General features: G+C 64.9%; 27 protein-coding genes. 12 read left to right on the forward strand and 15 right to left on the reverse strand.

Going from position 1 to position 26,491, the window contains the following annotated elements; genetic code table 11:
- Nucleotides 1–113 precede the first annotated feature (113 nt).
- Both hisC and JG746_RS08235 read left to right on the forward strand, forming a co-directional pair.
- A complete protein-coding gene (hisC, locus tag JG746_RS08230; protein ID WP_202357691.1) occupies nucleotides 114–1,223 on the forward strand; it encodes a histidinol-phosphate transaminase in 1,110 nt (369 codons plus the stop codon).
- 24 nt (nucleotides 1,224–1,247) lie between these two features.
- Entirely contained in the window at nucleotides 1,248–2,183 is a 936-nt protein-coding gene (locus JG746_RS08235) for a prephenate/arogenate dehydrogenase family protein (protein ID WP_202357692.1), read from the forward strand.
- Here the strand turns inward: JG746_RS08235 and JG746_RS08240 are convergent.
- Both JG746_RS08240 and JG746_RS08245 read right to left on the reverse strand, forming a co-directional pair.
- Entirely contained in the window at nucleotides 2,180–3,109 is a 930-nt protein-coding gene (locus tag JG746_RS08240; RefSeq protein ID WP_202357693.1) for a sugar kinase, read from the reverse strand. The genes JG746_RS08235 and JG746_RS08240 overlap by 4 nt on opposite strands.
- Before the next feature lie 7 nt (nucleotides 3,110–3,116).
- Entirely contained in the window at nucleotides 3,117–4,115 is a 999-nt protein-coding gene (locus JG746_RS08245) for a DUF2125 domain-containing protein (protein ID WP_202357694.1), read from the reverse strand.
- 154 nt (nucleotides 4,116–4,269) lie between these two features.
- Here JG746_RS08245 and JG746_RS08250 point away from each other — a divergent pair, with 154 nt between their 5' ends.
- The 3 genes from JG746_RS08250 to JG746_RS08260 all read left to right on the forward strand — a co-directional run bounded on the left by JG746_RS08250 (nucleotide 4,270) and on the right by JG746_RS08260 (nucleotide 6,580).
- Nucleotides 4,270–4,791: a gamma-glutamylcyclotransferase gene (locus tag JG746_RS08250; RefSeq protein ID WP_202357695.1), complete on the forward strand. Its 522-nt coding sequence runs from the start codon at nucleotides 4,270–4,272 to the stop codon at nucleotides 4,789–4,791.
- A gap of 124 nt (nucleotides 4,792–4,915) precedes the next feature.
- On the forward strand, nucleotides 4,916–5,863 hold the full coding sequence (locus JG746_RS08255; RefSeq protein ID WP_202357696.1) for an aldo/keto reductase: 948 nt from the start codon (nucleotides 4,916–4,918) through the stop codon (nucleotides 5,861–5,863).
- Between the two features lie 90 nt (nucleotides 5,864–5,953).
- Nucleotides 5,954–6,580, forward strand: coding sequence for a LysE family translocator (locus tag JG746_RS08260; RefSeq protein WP_202357697.1), 627 nt, complete (start codon nucleotides 5,954–5,956; stop codon nucleotides 6,578–6,580).
- Nucleotides 6,581–6,599: 19 nt separating this feature from the next.
- Here JG746_RS08260 and JG746_RS08265 read toward each other — a convergent pair whose 3' ends face one another.
- Together JG746_RS08265 and JG746_RS08270 are read right to left on the reverse strand one after the other, a co-directional pair.
- Nucleotides 6,600–7,388, reverse strand: a complete 789-nt coding sequence (locus JG746_RS08265) for a lysophospholipid acyltransferase family protein (protein WP_202357698.1) — start codon at nucleotides 7,386–7,388, stop codon at nucleotides 6,600–6,602.
- Between the two features lie 100 nt (nucleotides 7,389–7,488).
- Nucleotides 7,489–8,391, reverse strand: coding sequence for a LysR family transcriptional regulator (locus JG746_RS08270; RefSeq protein ID WP_202357699.1), 903 nt, complete (start codon nucleotides 8,389–8,391; stop codon nucleotides 7,489–7,491).
- A 118-nt stretch (nucleotides 8,392–8,509) separates the two neighbouring features.
- On the opposite strand from JG746_RS08270, the gene JG746_RS08275 reads away from it, so the two are divergent.
- Together JG746_RS08275 and JG746_RS08280 are read left to right on the forward strand one after the other, a co-directional pair.
- Nucleotides 8,510–8,980, forward strand: a complete 471-nt coding sequence (locus JG746_RS08275; protein ID WP_202357700.1) for a nuclear transport factor 2 family protein — start codon at nucleotides 8,510–8,512, stop codon at nucleotides 8,978–8,980.
- A gap of 24 nt (nucleotides 8,981–9,004) precedes the next feature.
- Complete coding sequence (locus JG746_RS08280) at nucleotides 9,005–9,637, forward strand: pyridoxamine 5'-phosphate oxidase family protein (RefSeq protein ID WP_202357701.1); 633 nt, start codon at nucleotides 9,005–9,007, stop codon at nucleotides 9,635–9,637.
- A 15-nt stretch (nucleotides 9,638–9,652) separates the two neighbouring features.
- Here JG746_RS08280 and JG746_RS08285 read toward each other — a convergent pair whose 3' ends face one another.
- The 3 genes from JG746_RS08285 to ftsE all read right to left on the reverse strand — a co-directional run bounded on the left by JG746_RS08285 (nucleotide 9,653) and on the right by ftsE (nucleotide 12,134).
- On the reverse strand, nucleotides 9,653–10,378 hold the full coding sequence (locus JG746_RS08285) for a YdcF family protein (RefSeq protein WP_202357702.1): 726 nt from the start codon (nucleotides 10,376–10,378) through the stop codon (nucleotides 9,653–9,655).
- A gap of 111 nt (nucleotides 10,379–10,489) precedes the next feature.
- A complete protein-coding gene (locus JG746_RS08290) occupies nucleotides 10,490–11,482 on the reverse strand; it encodes a cell division protein FtsX (protein WP_202357703.1) in 993 nt (330 codons plus the stop codon).
- Entirely contained in the window at nucleotides 11,475–12,134 is a 660-nt protein-coding gene (ftsE, locus tag JG746_RS08295; protein ID WP_010911739.1) for a cell division ATP-binding protein FtsE, read from the reverse strand. The genes JG746_RS08290 and ftsE overlap by 8 nt, the downstream gene beginning before the upstream one ends.
- 189 nt (nucleotides 12,135–12,323) lie before the next feature.
- Here ftsE and JG746_RS08300 point away from each other — a divergent pair, with 189 nt between their 5' ends.
- The 3 genes from JG746_RS08300 (at nucleotide 12,324) to JG746_RS08310 (ending at nucleotide 14,025) form a co-directional block, all read left to right on the forward strand.
- Nucleotides 12,324–12,968 carry a fimbrillin family protein gene (locus tag JG746_RS08300; protein WP_202357704.1) on the forward strand — a complete coding sequence of 215 codons (645 nt, stop codon included), beginning with the start codon at nucleotides 12,324–12,326 and terminating at the stop codon, nucleotides 12,966–12,968.
- A gap of 23 nt (nucleotides 12,969–12,991) precedes the next feature.
- Nucleotides 12,992–13,534 (forward strand): hypoxanthine phosphoribosyltransferase, encoded by a 543-nt coding sequence (gene hpt, locus JG746_RS08305; protein ID WP_202357705.1) that lies wholly within the window; start codon nucleotides 12,992–12,994, stop codon nucleotides 13,532–13,534.
- 119 nt (nucleotides 13,535–13,653) lie between these two features.
- Complete coding sequence (locus tag JG746_RS08310) at nucleotides 13,654–14,025, forward strand: response regulator (RefSeq protein ID WP_010911735.1); 372 nt, start codon at nucleotides 13,654–13,656, stop codon at nucleotides 14,023–14,025.
- Here the strand turns inward: JG746_RS08310 and JG746_RS08315 are convergent, their stop codons facing one another.
- On the reverse strand, nucleotides 14,026–14,973 hold the full coding sequence (locus tag JG746_RS08315; protein WP_202357706.1) for a DMT family transporter: 948 nt from the start codon (nucleotides 14,971–14,973) through the stop codon (nucleotides 14,026–14,028). It lies immediately after the preceding gene.
- 224 nt (nucleotides 14,974–15,197) lie between these two features.
- Between JG746_RS08315 and JG746_RS08320 the strand changes: the two genes are divergently transcribed.
- Nucleotides 15,198–16,055, forward strand: a complete 858-nt coding sequence (locus JG746_RS08320) for a LysR family transcriptional regulator (protein WP_202357707.1) — start codon at nucleotides 15,198–15,200, stop codon at nucleotides 16,053–16,055.
- Between the two features lie 2 nt (nucleotides 16,056–16,057).
- Here JG746_RS08320 and JG746_RS08325 read toward each other — a convergent pair whose 3' ends face one another.
- The 6 genes from JG746_RS08325 to argH all read right to left on the reverse strand — a co-directional run bounded on the left by JG746_RS08325 (nucleotide 16,058) and on the right by argH (nucleotide 23,174).
- A complete protein-coding gene (locus JG746_RS08325) occupies nucleotides 16,058–16,429 on the reverse strand; it encodes a glyoxalase superfamily protein (RefSeq protein ID WP_202357708.1) in 372 nt (123 codons plus the stop codon).
- Nucleotides 16,430–16,477: 48 nt separating this feature from the next.
- Nucleotides 16,478–19,072, reverse strand: coding sequence for a TIGR02302 family protein (locus JG746_RS08330; protein WP_202357709.1), 2,595 nt, complete (start codon nucleotides 19,070–19,072; stop codon nucleotides 16,478–16,480).
- A gap of 116 nt (nucleotides 19,073–19,188) precedes the next feature.
- Complete coding sequence (locus JG746_RS08335; protein ID WP_202357710.1) at nucleotides 19,189–20,130, reverse strand: threonine/serine dehydratase; 942 nt, start codon at nucleotides 20,128–20,130, stop codon at nucleotides 19,189–19,191.
- A gap of 28 nt (nucleotides 20,131–20,158) precedes the next feature.
- Nucleotides 20,159–21,427 carry a diaminopimelate decarboxylase gene (gene lysA / locus JG746_RS08340; RefSeq protein WP_202357711.1) on the reverse strand — a complete coding sequence of 423 codons (1,269 nt, stop codon included), beginning with the start codon at nucleotides 21,425–21,427 and terminating at the stop codon, nucleotides 20,159–20,161.
- 68 nt (nucleotides 21,428–21,495) lie between these two features.
- Complete coding sequence (locus JG746_RS08345) at nucleotides 21,496–21,702, reverse strand: hypothetical protein (RefSeq protein WP_202357712.1); 207 nt, start codon at nucleotides 21,700–21,702, stop codon at nucleotides 21,496–21,498.
- Nucleotides 21,703–21,773: 71 nt separating this feature from the next.
- Nucleotides 21,774–23,174, reverse strand: coding sequence for an argininosuccinate lyase (argH, locus tag JG746_RS08350; RefSeq protein ID WP_202357713.1), 1,401 nt, complete (start codon nucleotides 23,172–23,174; stop codon nucleotides 21,774–21,776).
- Nucleotides 23,175–23,211: 37 nt separating this feature from the next.
- On the opposite strand from argH, the gene tlpA reads away from it, so the two are divergent.
- Nucleotides 23,212–23,892, forward strand: a complete 681-nt coding sequence (tlpA, locus tag JG746_RS08355) for a thiol:disulfide interchange protein TlpA (RefSeq protein ID WP_202357714.1) — start codon at nucleotides 23,212–23,214, stop codon at nucleotides 23,890–23,892.
- Nucleotides 23,893–23,995: 103 nt separating this feature from the next.
- Here tlpA and JG746_RS08360 read toward each other — a convergent pair whose 3' ends face one another.
- Entirely contained in the window at nucleotides 23,996–26,446 is a 2,451-nt protein-coding gene (locus JG746_RS08360) for a sensor domain-containing diguanylate cyclase (RefSeq protein WP_202357715.1), read from the reverse strand.
- Between the last annotated feature and the right edge of the window lie 45 nt (nucleotides 26,447–26,491).

Consider the following 26,491-nt stretch of genomic DNA (forward strand, 5'->3'; position numbering starts at 1 on the left):
CCGGCCACTAGGCCAGCTGCTGGCCCCACTGCCACCTCTCGACATTGCGGGCCGTGGCTTGTATTTCCGCTGCGGCCTCCGGATGGAGGCATTTTCGACGGATTTTGCAAAAAATGAACCAGACACCGGATCAGGCTCGTCCAACCCCGCGCGCGGGCATCATGGACATCGACGCCTATGTGCCTGGCAAGAGCGCCGCACCCGCTGGTGTCGACAAGGTCTACAAGCTGTCGTCGAACGAGAACCCGCTTGGCCCTTCACCGAAGGCGATCGAGGCCGCGCGTGAGGTCGCCGCCAGGCTGGACATCTATCCCGACGGCACCGCCCGGCGGCTGCGCGAGGCGATCGCGGACGTGCATGGCCTCAATGCGCAGAACATCATCTGCTCCAACGGCTCCGACGAGATCCTCGGCCTCTTGGCGCAGACCTATCTCGCACCCGGCGACGAGGCCATATTCACCGAACACGCCTTCATGGTCTACAAGATCTACATCCAGTCTGCCGGCGCCACCCCGGTTGTGGTCAAGGAGACCGATGAGCGCGCCGACATCGATGCGATACTTGCCGCCGTCACGCCGCGCACGAAAATCGTGTTTCTCGCCAACCCCAACAATCCGACCGGCACCTATTTGCCGTTCCAGGAGGTGCGCCGCTTGCATGCCGGCCTGCCCAGACATGTGCTGCTGGTGCTCGACGCGGCCTATGCCGAATATGTCCGCCGCAACGACTATGAAGCCGGCATCGAACTGGTCGGCAGCGCCGAGAATGTGGTCATGACCCGCACCTTCTCCAAGATCGGCCTCGGTGGCGCGCGGATCGGCTGGATGTACGCGCCCCTGCACATCGTCGACGCCATCAACCGGGTACGCGGGCCTTTCAACGTCAATGCGACGGCGATCGAGGCCGGCATCGCGGCGATCCGCGACCGCGCCCATGTCGAGCGCAGCGTGGCGCACAACGAGACCTGGCTCGCCTGGCTGAGCGCGGAGATGACCGGGCTCGGGCTGCGGGTGACGCCCAGCGTCGGCAATTTCCTGCTGATCCATTTTCCCCACGACCAGAAGCATTCGGCTGCCGCGGCGGACGACTACCTGAGCGCGCGCGGCTATATATTGCGGCGTGTTTCCGGCTACGGTTTTCCCAATGCGCTGCGCATGACCGTCGGCACGGAAGAGGCCAATCGCGGCGTTGTCGCCGCACTCACGACATTCCTGAAAAGCTAGAACGCCCCGAAAAGCTGGAACACCATGACCTCACCGATGTTTGAAAAGATCGCTCTGGTCGGCATCGGCCTGATCGGCTCGTCGCTGGCCCGCGTCATCCGCCGCGAAGGCCTTGCCGGCCACGTTGCCATTTCCACCCGAAGTGCTGCAACGCTGAAGCGGGCGGAGGAGCTTGGACTGGGCGATTCCTACACGACCGACGCGAAAGAAGCGGTCCGCGATGCGGACCTGGTCATCGTCTCGGTGCCCGTCGGCTCGTCCGGCGCGGTGGCCGAGGAGATCGCGCCGGCGCTGAAGAAGGGTGCGATCCTCACCGATGTCGGCTCGACCAAGGCGTCGGTTATCGCGCAGATGCAGCCGCACGTGCCCGACGGCGTCCATTTCATTCCCGGCCATCCGCTAGCGGGCACGGAAAAATCCGGCCCGGATGCCGGTTTTGCCGATCTGTTCGACAATCGCTGGTGCATTTTCACGCCGCTGCCGGACACCGATCCGGATGCGCTGGAAAGGCTGTCGGAGTTCTGGCGCCGCTGTGGCGCCAACATCGACACGATGGACCCACAGCATCACGACATGACGCTCGCCATCGTCTCGCATCTGCCGCACATCATCGCCTACAACATCGTCGGCACCGCCGACGATCTGGAATCGGTGACCAAGACGGAAGTCATCAAATATTCCGCCTCCGGCTTCCGCGACTTCACCCGTCTGGCCGCCTCCGACCCGACCATGTGGCGGGATGTCTGCCTGCACAACAAGGACGCCATCCTCGAAATGCTGGCGCGGTTCTCGGAGGATCTGGCCTTCCTGCAGCGGGCGATCCGCTGGGGCGATGGCGACAAGCTGTTCGACCTGTTCACCCGCACCCGCGCCGTGCGCCGCTCGATCATCGAGGCCGGCCAGGACATCGATGTGCCCGATTTCGGCCGCCAGGCGGTCGAGCATCCCGTCAAGAGCTAAGCCGTCTCCGGCCAGGTCGCCGCGACCATGGCCAGCGTCTCGGCCCGGTCCGGCGCGCCGAGCCTGCCGCCGAAGCGCAGGCATTTGAGCGCGGCGGCGGCACTGGCAAAGCGTAAGGCCTGCTCGACAGGCATGGCCTCCGCCAGCCCGACGGCAAAGGCGCCGTGAAAGACGTCGCCGGCGGCGAGCGTGTCGACCGCCTTGATTCTTGGCGCGGCGACATGGCGGGATGATCCCGACGCGCGATCGAACCACCAGGTGCCTGCAGCGCCGCCGGTGATCGCGACGAACGCATCGGTGCGGGAGGCCATGTCGGTGCAGGCGGTCTCTAGATCCATTGCATGGCCGCATATGATGCGTACCGCCGGCTCGGAGGCGACGATATGCGAGGCCAGCGGCAACAGCTGCTCCAGCACGGCCAACGGCGCCGTATCGGCATCGAGGATTGCCGGCCGGCCGGCTCCCCGCGCGGCTTTCAGGGCAAGCGCCGCGGCTCCCGGCCACCGCACGTCCACCAGCACGGCATCGAATGGCGTGATGTCGGCGAAAGGCAAGGCTTCGGGATCGGCCTGGGCCAGGCTGTCGTAGAAAGGCACGATGATGCGCTCGCCATGGGCGTCGACCAGGATCGAGGCCAGTGCCGAGCGGGCGCCGCTGACGCGGCGGACGTAGCTGCAGTCGACACCCTCGGCCTCGATCCCGGCGACCAGCTGATCGCCGATGAGGTCGTCGCCGGCACTCGCCCATAGCGATACGTCGGCGCCCAGGCGATGCGCGGCGCAGGCGGCGCTTGTCGCCATGCCCGAGGCGATCTGGACGCCGTCGGCGGCGATGAACTTGCCCTGATGCGTGGGCAGTGTTTCGACACGCAGGATGGTGTCCAGCGTCAGCGCGCCGACACTGAGGAGCCTCGCGGGTCTTGCCATGGCCGCGCTATTGCACCGGCTTGATCTTGCCGAGCGGGATGAAGCCGAGCGAGGCCTTGCCCTTGATCACCTTCAGCGGCATCGACGGTTCTTTGCCGAGCATGGCGAGCGCGGCAAAGCCCTGTTCGATCGCATCCTTCTGCTCGGGTATGGCGCCGGCCAGGATGGATGCCACGGCCTTGGGGTCCTTGATCCGGATCATCAGGTCGGCATCGACCAGGCCTTCGGCGTCGACCGACAGCGGCCCGGAAACGGTAACGCGCGCCGTGCCTGATGACAAATCGAGGTTGCGGATTTCGAGGCTCTGGCCACGTAGGCTCTTCACCTGCGTTCCGATCAGCGCGACACCATTCTTAAGCGTGGCGTCGCCGCTGGCATCGAGTGCCGGCAGCACGCGCCCGCCGATCGCATCCGCATCGATCTCCAGATCGGTGAAACTGCCGGCATAGTCGACGTCCTGACCGTTCGGCTGCAGCTGGCCGGCCGCCCTGCCGGCGCTGAACAGTTCCACCGGATCGGTGTCGTCGGCCGGGTCGGTCTGGCCCGACAGGCCCTCTGCCTGCAGCGCAATGCGCTGCGGCAGCGGCCATGACAGATTGACCTTGGCCTGCAGATTGTCCCAGTCGATCCACAGCGGCACCATGCCGGGAACGGAGGTCCTGAGTGGACCACGCAGATCGGCGACCGGCGACAGAGGCTGGGTGATCTGGGCGACGGCGTTGAAGGAGCCGGCCGAGGCCGCGATGTTCTTGGCGTCGTCCTCGTAGGCGAGGTTGTCGCAGGAGACGGTGAAGCTCAGCGGATAGCCGCTGACCTGGAGATTGGCGCAGCCGGCCTCGATGCCGCTCTTGTTGAGCGTGGCGACCGCCTTGTCGGTTTCAGTCCTGACCTTGTCGGCCAGGTAGAACCAGCCGCCGCTATAAAGGGCGAACAGCACAACGATGAACGCCATGAGCCAGAACAGGCCGCGGCGGGACTTAGGTCGGCGTTCGTCACTTGACGTCATGCTTTGGCTCTCATTAACGCATGGGTATTGGTGGACGGAGCTTTGATTCCGACAACACCAGGCAGGCTTGACGGATAGGTAGCTGGGGACGGACAGAAAAAACACCGGTTTCCGGTGCGGTGTTGCCATTCTTTTTGCAATCAGGCGCGGCGATATGGGCGATTTTTGGGTGTTTGGCTACGGGTCACTGATCTGGCGGCCGGGTTTCGCGCATGTCGAGACGCGGCGCGCCCATCTGCACGGCTATCGCCGCTCGCTCTGCGTCTATTCCTTCGTGCACCGCGGCACGCGCCAGCGGCCCGGGCTGGTGCTCGGTCTCGACCATGGCGGCTCCTGCGTCGGCCTGGCTTTCCGTGTGCCTGGCGAATTGCGTGACGAGGTCATCGCCTATCTGCGCGAGCGCGAGCTTGTCACATCAGTCTATCTCGAACGCACGCTCAAGGTCCGCCTCGAGGACGGCGGCGCGGTCGAAGCCGTGGCCTACATCGTCGACCGCAAGCATGAGCAATATGCCGGCGCGCTGGATGCCGCGCATGCGGCGGCGGTGGTGCGCGGCGCCGTCGGCCAATCCGGCAACAACGAGGACTATGTGCTCAGCACGCTGAAGCATCTGGAGGCACTGGGCATCCGCGACCACTGGCTGGAGGACGTGGCGCGGGGAATAGCGCCTTTGTGAAGCGCTGGCTCTGCTGAAATAGGCGGTCAGGCCTTTGACCTCGGCGCGGCAAGACCTAGCTTAGGCGTCGAACCCCAGCCAGCGGGCGGCATTCGCCCCATCCCCATCATCACGGAGATTCGTCTTGCAGAAACGCCGTCTCGGTCGCACCGACCTTTCCATCGCGCCGCTGGTTCTGGGCGGCAACGTCTTCGGCTGGACCGCTGACGAGAAAACCTCTTTCGACCTGCTCGACCGCTTCGTCGGGGGCGGGCTCAACGCCATCGATACGGCCGACGCCTATTCGCGCTGGGTGCCGGGCAACAAGGGCGGCGAGTCGGAAACCATCATCGGCAACTGGATGAAGGACCGCGGCAACCGGGACAAGGTCGTGGTGATCACCAAGGTCGGCTCGGATATGGGGCAGGGGCACAAGGACCTCTCCGCCGCCTATATCGAAAAGGCTGTCGAGGCCTCGCTGAAGCGGCTGCGGACCGATGTCATCGACCTCTATCTGTCGCACTGGCCGGACCCGGCGACGCCCTATGAGGAAACGCTTGGCGCCTACGAGAAGCTGCTCGCCAAGGGCAAGGTCCGTCACATCGGCTGCTCGAACCTCGACGCCGGCCAGTTGCGCGCGGCGCTCGATGTGGCGAGCCTGCGCAGCCTGCCGCGCTACGAGGTGCTGCAGCCGGAATACAATCTCTACGACCGCTCCTCCTTCGATGGGCCGTTGCGCGATCTGTGCGTGGCCGAGGATATCGGCGTCATCACCTATTTCAGCCTGGCCAAGGGTTTTCTGAGCGGCAAATACCGCAGCGAGGCCGATCTCGGCCAAAGCGAGCGCGGCGAGGACGTCGGCAGCTATCTGAACGCGCGCGGCATGCGCATCCTGGCCGCTCTCGATGCCATATCCGCCAGGCATTCGGCGAAACAGGCTGAAGTCGCTCTCGCCTGGGCGATCGCGCGGCCAGGTGTCACCGCACCGATCGCCAGTGCCACCAAGCCCAGCCAGATGGACAGCCTGATCAAGGCAGCGTCGTTGAAATTGACCGCCGACGACATGGCCGAACTCGACAGCGCGAGCGACTGAGCCTTCGGCTGCCGGTCCACGCACGAACGTCCAAGACCACGCCTCAGCCTTGCCATAGCGTCCTTCGCTGTTGGCAAGACAGAGGGTGCAATGACGGAGCCGCTTCTTTCGCAGCCGCAGCTTTGGCGGCCGCTGCTCGCTCTGGTGCTGGCCGCTACGGTGGTCATGGGCAGTCCAGGGCCGGCAACGATAAGCGTCACCGCTGTCGGCGCCGCCTTCGGCCTGCGCGATTCTGTGCGCTACACTTTGGGGATCGTTCTCGGCACGATCGCCGTGCTTCTGGTGGTGGCGACCGGGATCATGGCGGCGCTTTCCTCGATGCCGAAGCTGGCGCCGGTCCTGGTTGTCGCGTCGGCCGCCTACATCCTTTATCTCACCTTCAGGATCGCCACGGCGCCGCCGCTGGCGGCGCGCACGGCCGAGGCTGCGCGTCCGACCTGGCTTGCCGGTTTTCTGCTGGCGGTCGCCAACCCCAAAGCCTATGTGGCGATCGCCGCCGTATTCGCAGGCGCCTCTTCAAGCCAGGGCGATGCGGTACTCGGCCTGTGGTTGAAGCTGACGGTGCTCGCGGCGATGATCGTTGTTATCCATGCCGTGTGGCTGCTTGCCGGCGCGGCGTTCGCGCGCTTCCTGCGCAGGCCTGTCGCATCGCGGATCATCAACCTGGTCTTTGCCGCCACGCTGGTGCTGACCACGGTGCTGGCCGTCTACGGCTGATCGCCCGGCCGGAGGCCCTTCAGGCCTTCGCGCCGAGTTCCCGCAGCCGCTTTAGCGCCGTCGGCGGGAAGGCGGGCGGGTTGGGCGCGCGGGCCGCTTCGATGAGCATCTGGTCGCAGGCGGCTTCCGTCTCGCCGATCAGCCGTGCCATGAACTCGTCCTTGCTGAGGCCCGGCGGGATCGGTGGCAGGAAACGCGCCTTGATGATGCCGGGATAGCGCAGGAACTTGCGGCGCGGCCAATAGAGGCCGGCGACATGGGCCACTGGCACCACTGGTACGCCAAGCTGCGCGTAGATTTCGACGATGCCGTATTTGTAGGCCGGCTCGTCGCCCGGCGCCCGGCGCGTGCCCTCGGGATAGATGATCAGCTGGCGCGGGTTGCGCGCCATCTCTTCCTTGGTCGCCGCGACCACGGCCTTCAAGGCCTTGGAGCGGCTGCCGCGATCGACCGGGATCATGCGCATCTTCATGATGTACCAGCCGAAGAACGGGATCCAGGTCAGCTCGCGCTTGAGGATGTAGAGCGGGTCCTGGAGGAAAGGGAAGAAGGCGATGGCATCCCAGAACGACTGGTGCTTGGGCGCCAGGATGAAGGAGCCTTCGGGTAGGTTCTCCTGCCCGGTGATGTCGTTTTTGGTGCCGGCGATCTTGTCGTAGAGCCACATGCAGCTGCGCGACCAGAATTTCGGCACGAACCAGGCGCGGTGGCGAGGCGACAGGAAATAATAGGGGGTCCAGAGGATCATCTGGACGATCAGATTGACGTAGAAGACGAAATTGAACGCCAGCGATCTGACATAGAGCATGAGGGAGGTCCGGTGAGGAAGTGTGCGTTGGTTACACCAAGCGCGGGGAAAAAGGAAATGGCGCGGCCGTGTCCCGGCCAATGCTGAAGCACGGCTCAGGCTAGCCCAATCGTGCCAGCCGCTCCTTTAGACGCGGTGCGGCAAAGTCTAGGAAGGCGCGCAGCTTGACCGGCAGCAGGCCGTGGCCCGCATGCACGAGGCTCACCGGCCATGGTTCCGGCTCGAACTCTTGCAGCAGGATGCTGAGCATGCCGGATCGCACCGCGGCATCGACCTGATAGGAAAGCACTTTCGTCAGGCCGACGCCGGCAACCGCGGCATCGATCGCCGCTTCGGCGGTGTTGACCTGAAGGCGTGAGCGGACCTGGACCGTGACGTCCGTCTTGCCTCTGGTGAAGCCCCAGGGGGCGGCGGAGGAAAGTCCCTCGAAGGTGATGCAGTTGTGCGTGCTTAGGTCTTCCGGGATCGTGGGTATCCCGTGTTCGGCCAGATAGGCCGGGCTGGCGCAGACCACACGGCGGATCGAACCGACGCCAACGGCGACAAGGCGCGAATCGGGCAAGTGGCCGATGCGCAACGCGAGGTCGAAATGGTCTTCGACCAGCTGGGTTATGCGGTCCGCCAGGGTCAGGCGGATGTCCACGTCGGGATAGGCCGCGAGAAAGCCGGTGACCACGGGCAGCACATGGAGACGACCGAACACGACCGGCGCGGTGATGGCCAGTTCACCGGTCGGAGCGCTGTATTCGCCGGCCGCGGCGCGTTCCGCCTCGCCGACGTCATCAAGGATACGGCGGCAGGCCGCAAGATAGGCCTCGCCGGCGTCGGTCGGCGTCAGCCGGCGCGTCGAACGGTTCAGCAGCCTTGTGTTGAGATGGCGTTCCAGATCGGAGACCTTGCGGCTGACGGTCGCCAGCGGAACGCCGAAACGGCGGGCCGCGGCGGAAAGGCTGCCGGCCTCCACCGCCGCGACAAAGAGCGACATGGCTTCGAGACGATCCATAGCTTCTTCCAGAAAATGGAAGGAATGATTGCAGATATGCCATCTGCATTTCAGGAATGGAAGGGGCTATATCTCCAGCATGGCTTTGTCCGCAGCATAGCCACGCAATGGAGTTCCTATGTCTGAAAGCCGCCCACCCCTTCCGCCCTTCACCGCCGAGACCGCGGCGCAAAAGGCGCGCATGGCAGAGGATGCCTGGAATTCGCGCGATCCCGCGCGGGTCGCGCTCGCCTATACGACCGACAGCCGCTGGCGCAACCGCGCCGAATTCCTGCAGGGCCGCGATGCCATCCAGGCTTTCCTGACGCGCAAATGGAGCCGCGAGCTCGACTACAGGCTGATCAAGGAGGTCTGGGCCTTCCACGGCAACCGCATCGCCGTGCGCTTTGCCTATGAATGGCGCGACGACAGCGGCTCCTGGTTCCGCAGCTATGGCAATGAGAACTGGGAATTCGACGAGCACGGGCTGATGCGCCTGCGCATCGCCAGCATCAACGACCTGCCGATCGCGGAAGCCGACCGCAAATACCATTGGCCGCTGGGACGCCGCCCGGATGATCACCCGACATTGTCGGCGCTCGGGCTCTAGCGCCATCCCCGCAAGGAGGTTTCGATGAACGCGCATGCTTTCACCAGCGATGTCGCCTTTACGCCGACCGTCAAGGCGATCCAGGCGCGCAAGGGCTCGCGCCAGTCCTACGCCCGCGTCGAGGAGCGCGGCGGCTGGCAAGCCGTCATCACGCCGGACCTTGCCGCCTTCATCGGGATGCAGACCAGCGTCTTCCTATCGACGGCCAATGGCGATGGCCAGCCCTACATCCAGCATCGCGGCGGTCCGGCCGGCTTTCTCAAGGTCTTAGACGAAAAGACGATCGGCTTTGCGGATTTTTCCGGCAACAGGCAGTTCATCACGCAAGGCAATCTGGCCGACAATCCACGCGCCTTCCTGTTCCTGATCGATTACATGCTGCGTCAGCGCATCAAGATCTGGGGCACGGCGCGCGTCGTCGAGAACGATGCCGAGCTGATGGCGAGGCTGATGCCTGGGGATTACAAGGCGCGGCCCGAACAGGTTATCCTGTTCACGATCTCGGCCTGGGATGCGAATTGCCCGCAACACATTCCGCAACGCTTCGAGGCGGCTGATGTGGCGGCAGCGCTTGGCGAGCGGGACAGGCGCATCCAACTGCTCGAGCAGGAGATCATGCAGCTGAAAGCCGCGTCGAAGGGGACCGACCAGGAATGATGATGGAACGGTGGCTCAGCCGCCGGCTGCGGTCTCGGCCAGCGCAATGCCGTCCGGAGTCGGTTTCACCGGCACGATGCCGCGCGCCAGCGCCAGCAGATATTTGGTGTATTCGGTGAACAGCACGCGCAACGCCCGCGGCTTTGTCAGCCAGCCGCCATTGTCGAGATTGGAATTGACCACCGGATAGGGTTCCAGCTTGGCGCGATGCAGCAGGCGGCCCATTTCCAGCAGGCTGCGCGGCATGTGGTAATTGTTGGTGACCAGGATCACCGTGCCATAGGCATGGCTTTCGACCCATTTGGCGCTTTCCTCGGCATTGCCGATCGTGTCGAGCGCGGCGCGGTCGATGTCGACGCAGCAGGAAAACAGGTTCTTGTCGCCGCCGGTCGCGGCCTGGAGCTGGCGGCGGCTGGCGGAAGGATGCACGCCGCTGATCAACAGCCGCTCGCCCTTGCCGGACGCCAGCAGATCCATCGCCGCATCGAGGCGCGACTGGCCGCCGGTCAGCACGATGATGGCATCGGCTTTCTCTGGATTGGCGGGTGTGGTCAGATGCGCGACCTTGTTGGCGAACCAGCCGAAGCCGCCGGCAAACAGCGTTGCGAGAACGAGGAGCGAGAGCGCGGATATCCGCAGCGCGGTTTTCAAACGACTAAACCCGCCGTGGTCACGCAAACGAGCAACCACCACTGGCATCTGTCCAGCCGTCCCGGTCGAATCCCGCACGTCCATGGCCATATGGTTAATCCTGAAATGCGGCCTTTGGTAGGTAAAAGACGCACTTTGCGTTACGCTGTTTCTCCATCCGTGATCACCCTGGTTCGATCTCCGCCAGAGCAAGCCTCCCTTTCATGCGTCGGGTTGGCGAACATCGATGTCGCTGAGATAGGCGACGACGGTGGCATGCGAGGTTGCCGCGGTCAGCGCACCGATCACCAGCACCATCAGAACGACGCCGAGATAGCCCGCCGAGCCGATGGCGAAATTGCCGAACAAAGCGGTTGCCTGATCGGCCTGCGGCGTCGCCATGTTGCGCGACGACCACCAGGAAAAGACGATGAAGACCAGCACCGCCGCCGCGCCGCCGGCGGCCGCGCCCTTCATGCCGGTGACCAGGAAATGCCGGCGAAATTCGCGCGCGATGAAGGCCGCCTCGGCGCCGACGAAATGCAGCACTTCGATGATATGGCCATTGCCGGCCATGGCGCCGCGGGTCGCGAACACCACGGTCAGCACCGTCGCCGACAGCATCAGCGCCAGCACGGCAATGCCGATGGTCACCGTGGTGCGCGCCATGGCCACCAGCCGGTCGACCCAGGTGCGGTGATCGTCGAGCGAGGCGCTCGGCAGTTTTGGCGTGATCGCGGCCCGCATGGCGGCGAAGTCGGGCGGGCTGTTCTCATCGATGGTGACGATGATCAGGCGCGGCACCGGCAACTCGTCGATGTTGAGGCCCGAACCCAGCCATGGCTCCAGCAGCCGCGCGGTCGCGTCGCGATCGATGATCTTTGTCGACTTCACACCGGGGAATTCGCCGGCGATCTGCGAGGCCTGGGCAAGGGCGGCCTCCATGTCGAGGCCGTCGGCCGGCTTGATCTGGATCGTCGCCTCGCGCGAGATCTGGTTCTCCCAGACCGAGGCGGTGTCGCGCACCAGCGTCACGGCGCCGAAGGTCAGGCAGGACAGGAAGGTCATGATGGCGATGACCAGGACGAGCGCCCGGCCGGCGATGTTCTGCGCCGGCACGATCGGCGCCATACGGCGCTGGGTGCGCGGCCTTGCCTCGGCCGCCTCGGCTTCCTGCTCATGCTCCTGGAGGTGTTCGGCGGACAGGTCAGTCATAGATGTCCAGCCTTCCGCCGGCCAGGATCATGCGGCGCGCGTCGACCTGCTCCATCAGGCCGAGGTCGTGGGTGGCGATCACCACGGCGGTGCCGAGACGATTGAGCTCGATGAAGAGCCGCAGCAGCCGTCGCGCCAGCGGCGGATCGACATTGCCGGTCGGCTCGTCGGCGAGCAGGATCTCAGGCTGCTCGATCAGCGCGCGCGCGATGGCGGCGCGCTGCTTCTCGCCGCCCGACAGGACCGGCGGCAGCACATGCATGCGCTCGCCCAGCCCCACCCATTTCAGCAGCTCGGTGACATCGGTGCGGTAGCTCGCTTCTTCGCGCCCGCGCACGCGCAGCGGCAACGCGACATTCTCATAGGTCGTCATGTGGTCGAGGAGGCGAAAATCCTGGAACACCACGCCGATGCGGCGCCGCAAATGCGGCAGTTCGGTGCGCGAGATGCGCGAACGGTCCTTGCCGAAAATGGTGATGAGCCCGCGCGTCGGCTTCAGCGACATGAACAGAAGGCGCAGCAACGTCGTCTTGCCGGCGCCAGAAGGGCCGCTCAGGAACTGGAAGGAGCGCTCCGGTATATGCAGGGAGATGTCGCGGAGGATTTCCGGACCCATGCCATAGCGGAGGCCGACATTTTCGAAGCGAATCAATTTCGACGACCTGAAATTCCTGGCAGCGCCAAGCGTGCCTGTTCTGTGAAAAGACCATCGGCCGGCATGGTTAACCGGCGGTTAATTCCTGGGTTGTTTCGGCGCGTCACGAGAGCTCCGGTGGGGAAGCGTTAACCATTTTTGTTTACGCAAAAGAAACGAAAAGCGAACACGCGCAATAACGGGGCCATGATGGCTGACGAACGAACCGCGCGCCCGGTTTCCGGCGAAATCATGACCGATGCCCCGGCAATTGCCGTGGCGGACAGGATCGTGCGCGGCCCGGCGGCCGATATCGTCGATGCCGACTATGTCGTGATGCCGCGCCTTGTCCCCATCGTGGAAAGCGTTTCACCGCAGCCGCGCCCGATCGTCACGCCTTCCATCGAGGGCATGGACATGCTGCGCAAGCCGGAAGCGCCGGCGGAACGGCAGCCGGCCGTCCGCGGCGGGCCGATCTTCTGGATCGCCGGGATCGGTGCTGCTCTCGCCGCCTTCTGGGTCTCCGGCGGCCATGCGTTGGTGCGCCAGGCGCCGTTCCTGTCCGGCGCGCAAGCGTCGGCGCTGACCATCTCGGGCGTCACTTCGCGCGTCGACGCCTCGGGGGCCAATCCGGTGCTGTTCGTCGATGGCGAGGCCGCCAATGACGGGGTGGGGGCCGCGACAATGCCGCCGCTCGAAATCCGCGTGACCGGCAATGACGGGCGTACAACCCGCTATACGTTGGGGACATCCGGCCATTCGCTGGCATCCGGCGAAAGATTCGGCTTTGCCAGCCGCCTCGACGTGCCTAAGAACGGCGTGAGGACCGTTTTGGTTACTTTCGCCCAATAGGCGATCACCGGGGAAGACCAGCAATGCCCATCGTACGCGACAAGGACATCGAAGTCCTGTTTTCGGCATCGGCGATCGCGCGCCGCAATCTCGAACTCGCCAAGGAGATCGCCGAGCACGACTATTACGATCTCCTGGTGATTTCGGTGCTGAAGGGCTCGTTCATCTTCGCCGCGGATCTGATCCGCGCCATGCATGATGTCGGCCTGTCGCCAGAGGTCGAGTTCATCTTCATTTCCAGCTATGGCGCCGGCACCACCAGCGGCGAGGTGAGGGTGCTGCGCGACATCGACAATGAGGTCGCCGGCCGCGACGTGCTGCTGATCGACGACATCCTTGAATCGGGCAAGACGCTGACCTTCACCCGTGACCTGATGCTGTCGCGTGGTGCGAAAAGCTGTTCCATCGCCGTGCTGCTCGACAAGCGCATGCGCCGCCAGACCGCGCTCGTCGCCGACTATGTCGGCTTCGACTGCCCCGACTATTTCGTCGTCGGTTACGGCATGGACGTCGCGCACGCCTTCCGCGAATTGCCTTTCGTGGGCGTCGTGAAGGGTGATGCGTGAGGCCACTGCCTTCGACCGACAAGTCTTGAAAAAGGCCTTAACGACGCTGCAAAAATTAGCCCGGTCAGGGGATGGGGGCTTTCAGGAAAAGTCAACTTTTCGCGGCCAAATTGCCGGCCATGGCAAAGCTTTTGATCGTCGAGGACGATGAGTCCGTCCGCACCCTCGCAGCCCGCGCGCTCGAACGCGCAGGCCACGCAATCGATATCGCCGCCGATGGCGCCCAGGGCCTGGCGCTGATCCGGGCCGCGCATGGCGGCTATGATCTCGTCGTCTCCGACATCCGCATGCCCGAGATGGACGGCATCGAGATGGCGATCGCGGCGGCGGCGCTTTTTCCGGCGATGAAGATCATGCTGATGACCGGCTATGCCGATCAGCGCGAGCGCGCCGAGGAATTGAACGGCATCATTCTCGATGTCGTGCAAAAGCCCTTCACGCTGGCCGAAATCCGCTCGCGCGTCGAGCGGGCGCTGATCTGCTTCGCCTGATCAGGCCGGATCGGCAGTTGCAAGTACCGGCGGTGCGTTCTTGCGGCGCCCGGTGTTGAGCGCGAGCAGGCCGGCGCCGATGATCAGCGCCGCGCCGATCACCGTTGTCGACCTGGGCACCTCGGCGAAGAACAGGAAGCCCCACAGCGGCGACCACAGAATGCCGGTGTATTCGAAGGTGGCGACGCGGTTGGCCGGCGCCAGCCGGTAGCCTTGCGACAGAAGGATCATGCCGGCGGAGGCGACGAAACCGCAGGCGGCCATCTTGAGGAAATCCGGCAGCGTCGGCCATATCCAGGGCCGTACCAGGAATTCGACGCTGGGGTGGACGGCGTGATTTATGCCGGCCAGATGGAATGTGCCGGCAACGACGGCCGCGCCGATGAGATAGGCGCCGTTCTGATAGAAGGCCATGACGGTGGACGATTCGGTATCGCCGATCTTGCGCGCCATCAATTGCGAGAAGCCGTAGAGCGCCGCCGAGCCGAGCGACAGCAGTGCCGCCCAGTCGAACAGGCCGGCGCCGGGGCGCACCATCACGATGACGCCAAGCAGTCCGATCAGCACGGTCGCCAGCGTCCGCCAGGAGACGCGTTCCCCAAGATAGGGGCCGGCCAGCGCCATGATGAACAGCGGCGCCATGAAATAGAGCGCCACCGCGTCGGCCAGCGGCAGCGCGGCGATGGCCAGATAGTAGACCGTGTAGGAGGTGAACTGGATAAAGGCGCGGATCGTCAGCAAGCCGAACCGCCTCGACAGGATTGCGCCCAAGCCGACATCGGCGTGGACGAGCACGATCAGGATCGGCAGGGCGACGATCGAGCGGATCGCCATCACTTCGGTCACGGGGTAGGCGCTCGACACGGCCTTGACGAGCGGGTCCTGCAGCGAAAACACCAGCACGCCCAGGCACAGGCTCAGGATGCCGCGCACCATCCTATTCTGCATCTGCGTTCAGGCTCCCGCGCGTATGACCCGAGGCTCTCGCCAGCGGGGTAAAAAGAACCCGCCACCGTTTCGGGCAGCGGGCACGAGTGAGGACTCTTTGAATTGGTCCGCGGCCGATTTCGCAGCCGCATATCCAATGGGTAAGGCAACTATCGTCCGGTGTTTGACATGTTGCAAACGAATTGGAATGATGCCTGCAATCAAATCTGCTTATGATGGATAGCATGCGCCCGACCCTCGACAGCGATCTCCTGCGCACCTTCGTCGCCATTGCCGAGGCCGGCAATTTCACCCGGGCGGCCGAGCAGGCCGGCCGCACCCAGTCGGCCGTGTCGATGCAGATGAAGAAGCTCGAGGAGCTGGTCGGCGACAGCCTGTTCGAGCGCGGCTCACGTGGCGTCGCGCTGACGCGGCGTGGCGGCGAGCTCATCGTCAACGCCCGCCGCATCGTCTCGCTGCTCGACGAAACGGCGGCGTCTATGGCGGCGCCGCCGCTCGGCGGACCGGTGCGCATCGGCATTCCGGAGGAATATGGCCACGCCATCCTGTCGCGCGCGCTCGGCGCGTTCTCGAAGCGTCACACCAAGGTCGAGGTCACGGTGCGCTACGCGCATTCGGAAGCGCAACTGGCGGCAGTCGCCGCCGGCGAACTCGATCTGTGCGTGGTGTTCGAATGGCAGGATCCGGCTGGAGGCGAAGTGCTGATGCACGACCCGACGGTCTGGGTGACGTCCACCCTGCATCACATGCACGAGGAACGGCCTGTGCCGATCGCGCTCTACAACCGGGTCAGCTGGTGCAAGGACTTCGCCATCAAGTCACTGGAGCAGCGCGGGCTTGCCTATCGTGTCGCCTATACCAGCGACACCACCGGCGGCCTGAAGCTTGCTGTCACCTCGGGGCTGGCGATCGCGCCGATCTCACGCAGCAACATTCCGGACGGCTGCCGTGAACTGACCTCCGCCGACGGGTTCGGCGACATCGATTCCTCCAATGTGGTGATGCATCGCAACCCGAACGCGTCGGGCGAGGCGATCGACGGCATGCAGGAAGCGATCCGCGAGGCGTTCGTCAACCGGTAGAGTCAGTCCCTCACATCCTCATAGAAGGTCAGGCGGTTGCCGAACGGATCGGCAACCGTGACCTCTTTCGTCCTCCAAGGGGTCTCCTCCAACCCCGGCCTGGCAAAGCGGTATTTTCTTTCGGTCAACTCGTGGTGGAGCCCGGCAATGTCGGCAGTCTCGATCCGGAGATGAGCGCCTGGCGCGCCGTCGCCATGATGTTCGCTCAGATGCAAGACGCAGCCGTCGCGGGTAACGCCAGTGTATAGCGGCGTGTTGTCTTCATAGCGGTGTTCGAACTGCACTTCGAACCCGAGAAAACCGACGTAGAACTCATGCGCCTTGGCGACATCGAAGATACGCAGGATGGGCGTGACAGGACCGAGCTTCGGCATGGTGTTGCAACCGTTCGGAGGGGCGGGCGGGGTGTGGGGCTGAGGTCCCTATTTCAGCTCGAGCAGCCGTTCGAGATAGCTGCGCTCGATATCGGGGCTTAGCGCGTTGCCGAGCCGCTTGCGGATCGCTTCCAGGATCTGGCGGGCGCGCTGGACGTCGATCTCGTCGGGGACCTTCACAGAATCGCCGAAATCGGGACCCTGGCTGGCACGCGGCCGGCCGAGCGGGTCACGGTCGGCATTCTGCTGGCGGCCGCCTTCCTGGCTGCCGCCCTGGTCGCCCTGCATGGCCTGCATCTGCTTCATCATGTCCTTGGCGCCTTTGCGCAGCGCCTCGAGCGCCCGGCCCTGGTGGCCGACGGCCTCGTCGCCCTGGCCCTCGCCAAGCGCCTGCTCGGCGCTACCCATCGACTTGCCGGCCTCGCCAAATCCTTCATTGGGCTCCATGCCCATGCCTTCGAGGCTCTTCTTCAGCTTATCGAGATCGCTCTTGAGCTGGCCCTGGCCTTCCTGCAACTGCTTCAGCGCATCGGCGAATTCCTGCGGCGTCATCGGCTTTTGCCTCGCTAGCGGGTCGCGGTCCTCGCCGACGCCGGGCTTGTCCTGGTCCTCGCCACCGCCCTGGCCAAGCTGCTCGTCGCGGTTCTGTCCGCGCTGGCGCTCGCCGCGCTGCATCTGGTCCATGCGGAAAGTGTCGTTCATCATCTCCTGCTGGCGCCGCAGGATCTCGCCGAGCTTGTCCATCTGCTGGCGCATCTGGCTGTCTTGCTCGCCGCCCTGCTGCTGCCGGCCGGCCTGGAGATTGTTCATCATGTCCTGCAGCTGCGACAGCAATTGCTGCGCCTTGTCGCGGTCGCCCGACTTCGCCAGGTTCTCGATCTGGTCCATCATGCGGTCGATGTCGCTCTGGCGCAGTTCCTGGCCGTTCTGCTGCATTTGCGGGGCGTTCGGATTCTGCTTGGCGCGCTCGGCGAACTCCTGCAGGAACTGGTTCATCGCCTCGCGCAGTTCCTTCATCGCCTTCTCGATTTCGGCATCGCTGGCGCCGTTCTTGATGGCGTCCTGCAGCGCCTGCTGCGCCTGGCGCAGCCGCTTCTCGGCCGCCGAGAGGTTACCCTCTTCGATGCCGAGCGCGATTTCCCAGAGATAGGCGACCTCGCCGCGCAGCTGGTCGTCATTACCGGCCAGCTTCAGCCGGCTGCGCGCGCTCATGATGGCGAGGTAGTGGGACATGTTGTCGAATGTGTCTTCGGGCCGCAGCGTGATGGCGTCGATCAGATCGAGCACGCGCGGCTTGGCATTGGCGTCGAGCGCCAGCAAGCGGCGCTGTTCGATCACCGCCCGTGCCAGCGGGTTGGCGAAGGGCCGCTCGGGCATCACCAGCGTCTTGGTCTCGCTCGACGCGGTGTGGCCGGCGTCGTCGGTGGCGACCAGCGTCAGCTTGATGCTGTTGCCGGCCCAGACGTGCTCGGTCAGGTCCTTGGTGGTCTTGGCGGCATTCGACTTGCCACCGCGGCGCGGCAGCGCCAAAGGCATTTCGGGCGGGCCGTAGAGCGGATGCGCGGCCGGCGCCTGCGGGTCGGCCAGCGCGAAGACCGCCTTGGCGGTGGCGGCGCCATAATCATCGTCGATCTGGTAGTTGAGCTCGAAGGCGCCGTTGGCGGCGCGCTTGGGCTCGCCGACGAAGCGGATCTGCGGCGGCTTGTCGGCGATCACGGCGAAGGCCCAGCGGCCGAGCTGATCCTCGCCCGATTTCAGCGTCAGCGTGCCGTCGCCGGTCAGCTTGCCGGTGAACTGGCGCACCTTCGACGGAGCCGCCGGGTTCGCAGCTGGCTTGGCGGTCGCGGCCTGCGGCCCGGCCGGGTCGATGGTGCGCGCGTTGCCGTCCTTGTCGGCATAGGCGAGCGTTTCCTCGCCCGAGCCTCCGGTGACGCGCAAGGACACGTCGCTGCCCTCAGGCACATGAAACGTCGGCGTCGCCTGGTTGGCATCGGCGGTCAGGAAGATCGGCGGCTTGCCGGTGTAGGCAGGCGGCGTCACCCAGGCATCGATGCGTGGCGGCACTGCATCATGCGCGCCGTGGGCGCTGAAGCCGTCGGCTATCCTGCCGCCTGTCGGCCCGAAGGAGAAGGCAAAGGCGGTGACGAGCAACAGCGCCGCCACGGCGCGCAGCCCCCAGGGGTCGCGCTCCGGCACACGGGTACGCGGCAGGTCAGCGCCAAGGCTGTCGAGCCGGGCTGCCATGCGCTTCTGGTGTTCGCGCCACAGCGCCTGCGAGAAGCTGCTTTCGCGACCGCTCGGCCGGTCGGCCTGCACCAGCACGGGGCTGTGCAGCAGGTCGTTGGCGGCCTCGATGCGGCGATCGACCTCGGCGGCGCCAGGCAAGCGGAAGAAGCGCAGCGGATAGAGCGCCGCCAGCCCCGCCAGGCCGAACGCGGCGACAAGGCCGATGCGCGCGACATCCGGCAGCCGGGAGAAAACGCCGAACCAGGAGACGCTCAGGAACAGGCTGGCGAGAAGGATCAGCGGCAGCAGCAGCGGCCAGCCGCGCTCGACCATAATCGAGACCCGCGTTGCCAGCCGGCTCAAGGCCAGGCGCCCGGCCAGGCCGCGATCGCTGCTGAAGGTGGGTCGTTCGGTCATCGGCCCTTCCTGGAATCGGGCGGGATAGCCCGATCCTCACGACTCGAAGAATACCAGCAAACACGGCAAAGGCGAGGCGCTTTGAAAAAACGTGAAGCCCGCCAAAATGGTTGCAATCAGAAATTGGCGGGGTTTGCGTTGGCCCCGCAGACCAGCACGGCGACGCGTTCGCCCGGCGCCGGCGTGTAGCGGCCGGACAAGATCGCGGCGAAGGCGGCAGCCCCACCCGGCTCGGAAATGATGCGCACCCGGTTCCAAAGCGCCTTCTGGGCGGCGATGATATCGTCGTCGCTGACCAGGATGGAGCGCTCGACGAAGGCTTCGGCGATCGGGAACATCATTTCGCCGACGCGCTTTGGCGCCAGCGAATCGGCGGCGATGCCTTCGGCGGGTGCGTCGACGGGATGGCCGGCCGCAAAGGCGTGATGAAGCGTCGGCGCGCCTTCGGGCTCGATGGCGATGATGCGGATGCGGCCGGCATACCAGGCGGCGATGCCGCCGATCAGGCCGCCACCGCCGACGGCGACCAGCAGCGTGTCGATCCGAGGCACGTCTGCCTCGATTTCGAGCCCGAGCGTGCCCTGGCCGACCAGCGTTTCCTCCTGGTTGAAGGCATGGATCTGCAAGGCGCCGGTTTCCTCAGCGAAGCGTTCGCTGGCGGCCAGCGCCTCGGCATAGCGGGCGCCGCCGACGACCAGGTCGGCGCCATAGGAACGAATGCGGTCGAGCTTGGCCTGTGGGCTCACCTCAGGAACGAAGATGGTCGCCTTGTGTCCCAGCCGCATGGCGGCATAGGCGACGGCGGCGCCATGGTTGCCGCCCGACGCGGCGACGACGCCGGCCTCGGGAACCGGTCGTTCGAGAAGATTGGTGAAGGCGCCGCGCGCCTTGAACGAGCCGGAATGCTGCAGACATTCGAGCTTGAGGTCGACCGTCAGCGGCGGCCGGTCGAAATCGGCCATGTCGACGCGCAGCACCGGCGTGTGCCTGATAAAGGGGCGGATGCGCGGCTCGATCGCGGCAATGCGTTCGCGTGTGACGGTATTGCCCTGCGACATGATTTGCTCCCCGTCGTGAGATTCCGACTTATGCGAGCCAGTCTGGCACCGAATCCAGCCCGATCAAATCGTCATAGGTCAGGCGCGGACGCACGACGTGGAAACGGTCGCCGTCGACCAGAACCTCGGGCACCAGCAGTCGGGTGTTGTAGGTGCCGGCCTGCACGGCGCCGTAGGCACCGGCGGTGGCAACGGCAACGAGATCGCCGGCCTTCAGCCTGGGCAGGTCACGATCGAGGCCGAGATAGTCGCCGGTCTCGCAAACCTGGCCGACCACGTCGACCATCATGCGCGGCGTGTCGGCCGGCGGCTGCACGACCGGCTTGATGTCGTGGAAGGCATCGTAGAGCGTCGGCCGGATCAGATCGTTCATGGCGGCGTCGACGACCAGGAAATTCTTGGCGTCACCTTCCTTCACGAAGATCACTTCCGAGACGAGGATGCCGGCATTGCCCACGATCAGCCGGCCCGGCTCGAACATCACCTTCAGGCCGAGTTTGGTGACATGCTTCCTGACGATCTGGGCATAGGCGTCGGGCAGGGGCGGCGGGTTGTTGTCGACGCGGTAGGGGATGCCCAGCCCGCCGCCGAGATCGACATGTTCGATGGCGTGGCCGTCGGCGCGCAGCGCGCCGACCAGATCGACCAGCAGGGCGAAGGCGTCGTCGAAGGGCTGCAGCTCGGTGATCTGGCTGCCGATATGGGTGTCGATGCCGGCGACCTTGATGCCTGGAAGCGTTGCCGCCCGCGCATAGACCTGCCGCGCCCGCTGCCAGGCAATGCCGAACTTGTTTTCGGCCTTGCCGGTGGAGATCTTCTTATGGGTTTTGGCGTCGACATCGGGATTGATGCGCAGCGAGATCGGCGCCACCTTGCCAAGCGCTGTGGCGCGGGCTGACAGCAGCTCAAGTTCAGGTTCCGACTCGACGTTGAAGCAAAGGATGCCGGCTTCCAGCGCAAGGTCCATTTCGCGCGCGGTCTTGCCGACTCCCGAGAACAGGATCTTGCTGGCCGGAATGCCGGCCGCCAGTGCCCGGCGCAACTCGCCTTCCGAGACCACGTCGGCTCCAGCGCCGAGCCTGGCCAGGGTGCGCAGCACGGCCTGGTTGGAGTTGGCCTTCATGGCGTAGCAGACCTGCGCGTCGAGGCCGGCGAAAGCCTGGGCGAAGACGCGGTAGTGCCTGGTCAGCGTGGCGGTCGAATAGCAGTAGAACGGCGTGCCGACCTGAGCGGCGATATCAGGGATTGCCACGTCCTCGGCATGCAGCACGCCGTCGCGGTAGTCGAAATGGTTCACGAGAGTGATTCCGGAAGTTGGTGCACGACGAGATCGGGTTCGGAAGACCAACCCGGTCCGATCGGTTTCTAGATCAGCGGGTCGAGGATGAACTTCTTGTCCTTGACCGGTTTCTCCGGCTCCGGCGGCAAAGGCTCCTTGGCCTTCTCGGCATCCTTGCGCGCCTGCACGGCCGCCTCATAGGGCGTGTCGAGACCGGCCTTGCGGCCGCAGGCGGTCACGGCGGCCATCGCAGCCAGCAGCGTCAGCGTCACCAAAATCCTGCTTCCGGTCATCGATCCATCCGTCCGAAACGTGTTGTCAGCCGCCGCTTTTAGCCGAGTTCTCCGCGTATTGCACCCCTGGCTCAGGCTTTGGCCAGCCGCTTTTTCCAGTAGCGGATCTGCTTCCTCACTTCCGACGGCGCGGTGCCGCCGAAACTGGTGCGGCTCTTCACCGAGTTCTGCACCGCCAGCACCGAGAAAATATCTGGCGTGATGCCGGGATCGATCGACTGCAGGTCCTCCAGCGAAAGCTTCTCCAGGCTCACCTTCTTCTCCTCGGCCAGCGCCACCGCGCGGCCGGTGACGTGATGCGCCTCGCGGAACGGCAGGCCGAGCGTGCGCACCAGCCAGTCGGCAAGGTCGGTCGCGGTCGCGTGGCCGGAGCCTGCGGCCTTCTTCATCGCGGCGGCGTTGACCGTCATGTCCGAGACCATTCCGGTCATCGCCGCCAGCATCAGGTCGAGCGTCTCGGCGGCATCGAACACCGATTCCTTGTCTTCCTGCATGTCCTTGCCATAGGTCAAAGGCATGCCCTTCATCACCGTCAGCAGGCCGACCAGATGGCCGTTGACGCGGCCGGTCTTGCCGCGCACCAGTTCGGCGGCGTCGGGGTTCTTCTTCTGCGGCATGATCGAGGAGCCGGTGGAAAAACTGTCCGACAGCCTGATGAAGCCGAACTGCGGCGTCGACCAGATGATGATCTCCTCGGCCAGCCGCGACAGATGCGTGGCGCAGATCGCCGCCATGCCGAGAAAGTCCAGCGCGAAATCGCGATCGGAGACGCTGTCCAGCGAATTGCGCATCGGCTCGCGGAAGCCGAGCGCCTTGGCGGTCCGGTGGCGGTCGATCGGGAAACTGGTGCCGGCGAGGGCGGCGGCACCCAGCGGGCTCTCGTCCATGCGTTCGATGGCGTCGCGCACGCGCGACAGGTCGCGCGCAAACATCTCGACATAGGCCATGCAGTGATGGCCGAAGGTCACCGGCTGCGCCGCCTGCATATGGGTAAAGCCGGGCATCACGGTCGCCGCATGCTCCTCGGCCCGCGCCAGCAGTGCCGTGATCAGGCCCTTCAGCGCTTCGGCGACGCGGAAGCATTCGTCCTTGACCCAGAGCCGCAGGTCCACCGCCACCTGGTCGTTGCGCGAGCGCGCCGTGTGCAGGCGGCCGGCAGCCGGGCCGATCAGGTCGGCGAGGCGTGCCTCGACATTCATGTGGATGTCTTCGAGCTTCGTCGAGAACTCGAAGCTGCCGGCCTCGATCTCTTTCAGGATCGTGTTCAGGCCGTGAGCGATTTTCTCTTGATCGGCCGCCGAAATAATGCCCGTTTGCGCCAGCATCTCGCTATGGGCGATCGAGCCGCGTATGTCCTGCGCGTAGAGTTTGCGGTCGAACGAGATCGACGCGTTGATCGCTTCCATGATCGCGGCCGGACCCGAGGCAAATCGTCCGCCCCACATCTGGTTGCTGGTCTTCTTGTCGCTCATCGCTATAAAACCCGTGCTTCGGAGCAGTTTTGAGAAAATGGCAGACGGAAACAGATTTTTCCCGGCCCCGCGCCTGATCCTCGCCGCTTTGGTGGCGGGAGCGCTGGCCGGCGCGGTCGCGGTATATGTCAGCGAGAGCCGGTCTGGCAACAATGCACCGGCCCAGGTGGCGGTCGGCGGCAGCAAGGATGACGTCGCCTGCGCCGCCAAGAACGACCGCGCCAAGAAGATCGCCGCCGCCGCCACCGGCGAGGTCGCGGCGCTTTTGCCCGCCGATCCGCCGCAATCGATGAAAGGCCTTGCCTTCAATGGTCCGGACGGCAAGCCGATGACCATCGCCGACCATGCCGGCAAGACGGTGCTGCTCAACCTCTGGGCGACGTGGTGCGCGCCGTGCCGCGCCGAAATGCCGGCGCTCGATGCGCTGCAGAAGGAGAAGGGCAGCGACAGCTTTCAGGTGGTCGCCGTCAATGTCGATGCCGGCGACGATGTGAAGCCGAAGAAGTTTCTCAAGGAAACAGGCGTCGAAGCGCTCGGCTACTACCGGGATTCGACGGTGGCGCTGTTCAACGACCTCAAGACGCGCGGCCTGGCGCTCGGCCTTCCCGTCACCATGCTGATCGACGGCGAAGGCTGCCTGATCGCGCATATGAACGGTCCGGCCGAATGGTCCGGGCCTGACGCCAGGCGGCTGGTCGACGCGGCGCTCGGGTCGTAGAGCAATTCCAGGAAAAGTGTGAAACGCTTTTCCGTCGGGAATTGCGTCAGAACAAAGAGTTAGAGCGGTTCGCCGTATCCGTGAAACCGTGAGCCGCTCTAGGTCAAGCCGAGCGCACGCTTGGCTTGAGCAATACGAGATTGCCATCGCGACGGTCGGCGCGAGCCGGAGTGCGCTTGCCGTGGCCGGTCAGGTCGTCGAACGCCTCGATCGGCGCCGGCTTGCCGAGATAGTAGCCCTGGCCGATCTCGCAGGCCTCGGCGTCCAGGAACTTCAGTTCGCCAAGCGTCTCGACGCCTTCGGCAAGGACCGGCAGGCCAAGGCCGCGCCCCAGCCCCAGCACGGCGCGCACGATCGCCGCGACCTGACCGTTGGTGTCGACCGCCTTGATGAAGGAGGAGTCGATCTTGATCTTGTCGAAGGGGAAGGCGCGCAGGTTGGAGAGCGAGGAATAGCCGGTTCCGAAATCGTCCATGGCAACCCGCACGCCAAGCGACTTGACCTGGCGCAAGGTTGCCAGCGCACGCGGCATGTCCTTCACCAGCGCGGTTTCGGTGATCTCGAGCTCCAACCTTGTCGGGGCAAGACCCGTTCTTAGCAACGTCTCATGGACCTTGCGGCTGAAATTGGGATTGTGAAGCTGGACCGCGGAGACATTGACGGCGACCGTCAGCGGATTTTCCCAGCGCGCGGCTTCCTCGCAGGCCGCGTCGAGCACCCAGTCGCCGATCTGCCCGATGGCGCCGCTTTCCTCGGCCACCGGGATGAATGTCGCGGGGGAAACGTCGCCGCGTTCGGGATGGCGCCAGCGGATCAGGGCTTCGAAGCCGACCATCCTGCCGCTGCTGATCTCCTTCTGCGGCTGGTAGACGAGGTAGAACTCGTTGCGCACGACGGCCTGACGCAATTCGTGCTCCATAATGCGCTTGTCTCGGGCCTCGGCACCCATCGAGGCCTCGAAATAGCGATAGGTGTCCCTGCCTTCGGTCTTGGCGCGGTAGAGCGCCGTATCGGCATGGCTGATCAGGGCGGTCGGGTCTTCGGCATCGAGCGGATAGATCGCGATGCCGATGCTGGCCGAGACCAGGCCACCGCCGGCCGCTGCCCGGTTTTCCTCGCGCATGGCGGCGAGCAGCGAGCCGGCGATGCGGCCCGCCGCCTGCGGGTCGGGCAGGTTGGGGGCGATGATGGCGAATTCGTCGCCGCCGAGGCGCGCGAGCATCTGTCCGTGGCGCAGAACGCCGGCCGCGCAGGTCGCCACCTTTTGCAGCATCGCATCGCCGGCGCCATGTCCGTAAAGGTCGTTAACCTCCTTGAAGCGGTCGAGGTCGAACAGCAGAAGCGCAAGGTGCCGGCCTTTGATGCCCTTTTCGGTATTGGCGATCCGGTTCATGGATGCGATTTCCATGTCGAGACGGCTGGAAAAGGAGCGGCGGTTGGCCAGTCCCGTCAGCGGATCGAAATGGGCGAGACGAAGGATCTCCTCCTCCGCCTTCTTGCGCTCGCGGATGTCGCGGACGGCGATGACGTTGTGGGGCTTGCCGCAATAGTCGATGCTCCGGGCGATCAGCTCGACGGGAATTCGCGTTCCGTCGCGGTTCCTCAACTCCGCCTCCCATGGCTGGCCTGCCAGGCTGGCAGCGTCGGTCGCGGTGTGGTCGTCGAAAAGCTCGCGCAGTTCCATTCCGTTCAGCGTCGCGGCAGGCGTGCCGTTCAGCTTGCCCATACTGTCATTGGCGCTGACGATGCGGTTGCCGTCGCAGACGATCAGGCCTTCCACGGCGGCATTGGCCAGTCCGTGCATGCGATCGACCTCGAGCTTCTGGCGACGGAAGCGCAAATCGATCCACAGCGCCGATGCCGACAGCACCAGGATCACCAGCGTGGCGGCCGCGGCCGCGAAAGCCTGCGAGGTCGGCTCGATCGTGTACTCGGATATGACGATCGAGGAATCTGGAAAGATCGAGACGGCGCCCATGCCGATGAAATGCAAGGTGCAGATCGCCAGCGTCAGCAGCACCGCGCCGGCGGACGTCGCCGTCGAGGAAGGGCGGCGCAGCACGACATGCAGCGCCAGCGCCCCGAGCGTCACGCCGGCCAGCAGGGAAACGGCGACCATCAACAGGTTCCATTCGATGCGGCCCTGCACCTCGAATGCCGCCATGCCGATATAATGCATGGCTGCGATGCCGCCGCCCAGAACGGCGCCGCCGACGAGATGATAGTCGAACTCGTGCCGCAAGGTGGCGATCCACATGCCGGCCGCCGTCAGCGCGACCGAGGCGGCGAGCGAGAGCACGGAGAGCCACGGATCATAGGCGCTGGGTATGCCCGGCGTGAATGCGAGCATAGCGATGAAATGCGTTGCCCAGATGCCGAAACCGGTCGACGTCGCCGCGATCATCAGCCAGGCAAGGCGGTTGCGGTCCGTCGAACGGCTGATGTGGTGAAGCAGGCTGACAGCGGAGAAGCAGGAAATTCCGCAGATCAGCGCGGCGAGTGCGACCAGTCTCAGATCGTGCTGGTTCACGATACAATTATAGACCGTCAACATCTTATATCCCCAAGCCCATCTGGAAATAAAAAACGAAATATGACT

It is taken from the genome of Mesorhizobium sp. 113-3-3 (assembly GCF_016756495.1).
In the GTDB taxonomy this organism is placed as follows: domain Bacteria; phylum Pseudomonadota; class Alphaproteobacteria; order Rhizobiales; family Rhizobiaceae; genus Mesorhizobium.

Bases quoted from the DNA above. Each gene is read 5' to 3' on its own strand.
- JG746_RS08260 (WP_202357697.1), top strand. From the start codon at position 5,954: ATGACGGAGCCGCTTCTTTCGCAGCCGCAGCTTTGGCGGCCGCTGCTC.
- argH (WP_202357713.1), bottom strand. From the start codon at position 23,174: ATGAGCGACAAGAAGACCAGCAACCAGATGTGGGGCGGACGATTTGCC.
- JG746_RS08310 (WP_010911735.1), top strand. From the start codon at position 13,654: ATGGCAAAGCTTTTGATCGTCGAGGACGATGAGTCCGTCCGCACCCTC.
- JG746_RS08285 (WP_202357702.1), bottom strand. From the start codon at position 10,378: ATGGCCATGGACGTGCGGGATTCGACCGGGACGGCTGGACAGATGCCA.
- JG746_RS08300 (WP_202357704.1), top strand. From the start codon at position 12,324: ATGATGGCTGACGAACGAACCGCGCGCCCGGTTTCCGGCGAAATCATG.
- JG746_RS08315 (WP_202357706.1), bottom strand. From the start codon at position 14,973: ATGCAGAATAGGATGGTGCGCGGCATCCTGAGCCTGTGCCTGGGCGTG.
- JG746_RS08330 (WP_202357709.1), bottom strand. From the start codon at position 19,072: ATGACCGAACGACCCACCTTCAGCAGCGATCGCGGCCTGGCCGGGCGC.
- JG746_RS08250 (WP_202357695.1), top strand. From the start codon at position 4,270: ATGGGCGATTTTTGGGTGTTTGGCTACGGGTCACTGATCTGGCGGCCG.
- JG746_RS08270 (WP_202357699.1), bottom strand. From the start codon at position 8,391: ATGGATCGTCTCGAAGCCATGTCGCTCTTTGTCGCGGCGGTGGAGGCC.
- JG746_RS08275 (WP_202357700.1), top strand. From the start codon at position 8,510: ATGTCTGAAAGCCGCCCACCCCTTCCGCCCTTCACCGCCGAGACCGCG.
- JG746_RS08360 (WP_202357715.1), bottom strand. From the start codon at position 26,446: ATGTTGACGGTCTATAATTGTATCGTGAACCAGCACGATCTGAGACTG.
- JG746_RS08290 (WP_202357703.1), bottom strand. From the start codon at position 11,482: ATGACTGACCTGTCCGCCGAACACCTCCAGGAGCATGAGCAGGAAGCC.
- hisC (WP_202357691.1), top strand. From the start codon at position 114: ATGAACCAGACACCGGATCAGGCTCGTCCAACCCCGCGCGCGGGCATC.
- JG746_RS08335 (WP_202357710.1), bottom strand. From the start codon at position 20,130: ATGTCGCAGGGCAATACCGTCACACGCGAACGCATTGCCGCGATCGAG.
- JG746_RS08320 (WP_202357707.1), top strand. From the start codon at position 15,198: ATGCGCCCGACCCTCGACAGCGATCTCCTGCGCACCTTCGTCGCCATT.
- JG746_RS08325 (WP_202357708.1), bottom strand. From the start codon at position 16,429: ATGCCGAAGCTCGGTCCTGTCACGCCCATCCTGCGTATCTTCGATGTC.
- tlpA (WP_202357714.1), top strand. From the start codon at position 23,212: ATGGCAGACGGAAACAGATTTTTCCCGGCCCCGCGCCTGATCCTCGCC.
- JG746_RS08240 (WP_202357693.1), bottom strand. From the start codon at position 3,109: ATGGCAAGACCCGCGAGGCTCCTCAGTGTCGGCGCGCTGACGCTGGAC.
- JG746_RS08235 (WP_202357692.1), top strand. From the start codon at position 1,248: ATGACCTCACCGATGTTTGAAAAGATCGCTCTGGTCGGCATCGGCCTG.
- JG746_RS08345 (WP_202357712.1), bottom strand. From the start codon at position 21,702: ATGACCGGAAGCAGGATTTTGGTGACGCTGACGCTGCTGGCTGCGATG.
- JG746_RS08280 (WP_202357701.1), top strand. From the start codon at position 9,005: ATGAACGCGCATGCTTTCACCAGCGATGTCGCCTTTACGCCGACCGTC.
- hpt (WP_202357705.1), top strand. From the start codon at position 12,992: ATGCCCATCGTACGCGACAAGGACATCGAAGTCCTGTTTTCGGCATCG.
- JG746_RS08265 (WP_202357698.1), bottom strand. From the start codon at position 7,388: ATGCTCTATGTCAGATCGCTGGCGTTCAATTTCGTCTTCTACGTCAAT.
- JG746_RS08245 (WP_202357694.1), bottom strand. From the start codon at position 4,115: ATGACGTCAAGTGACGAACGCCGACCTAAGTCCCGCCGCGGCCTGTTC.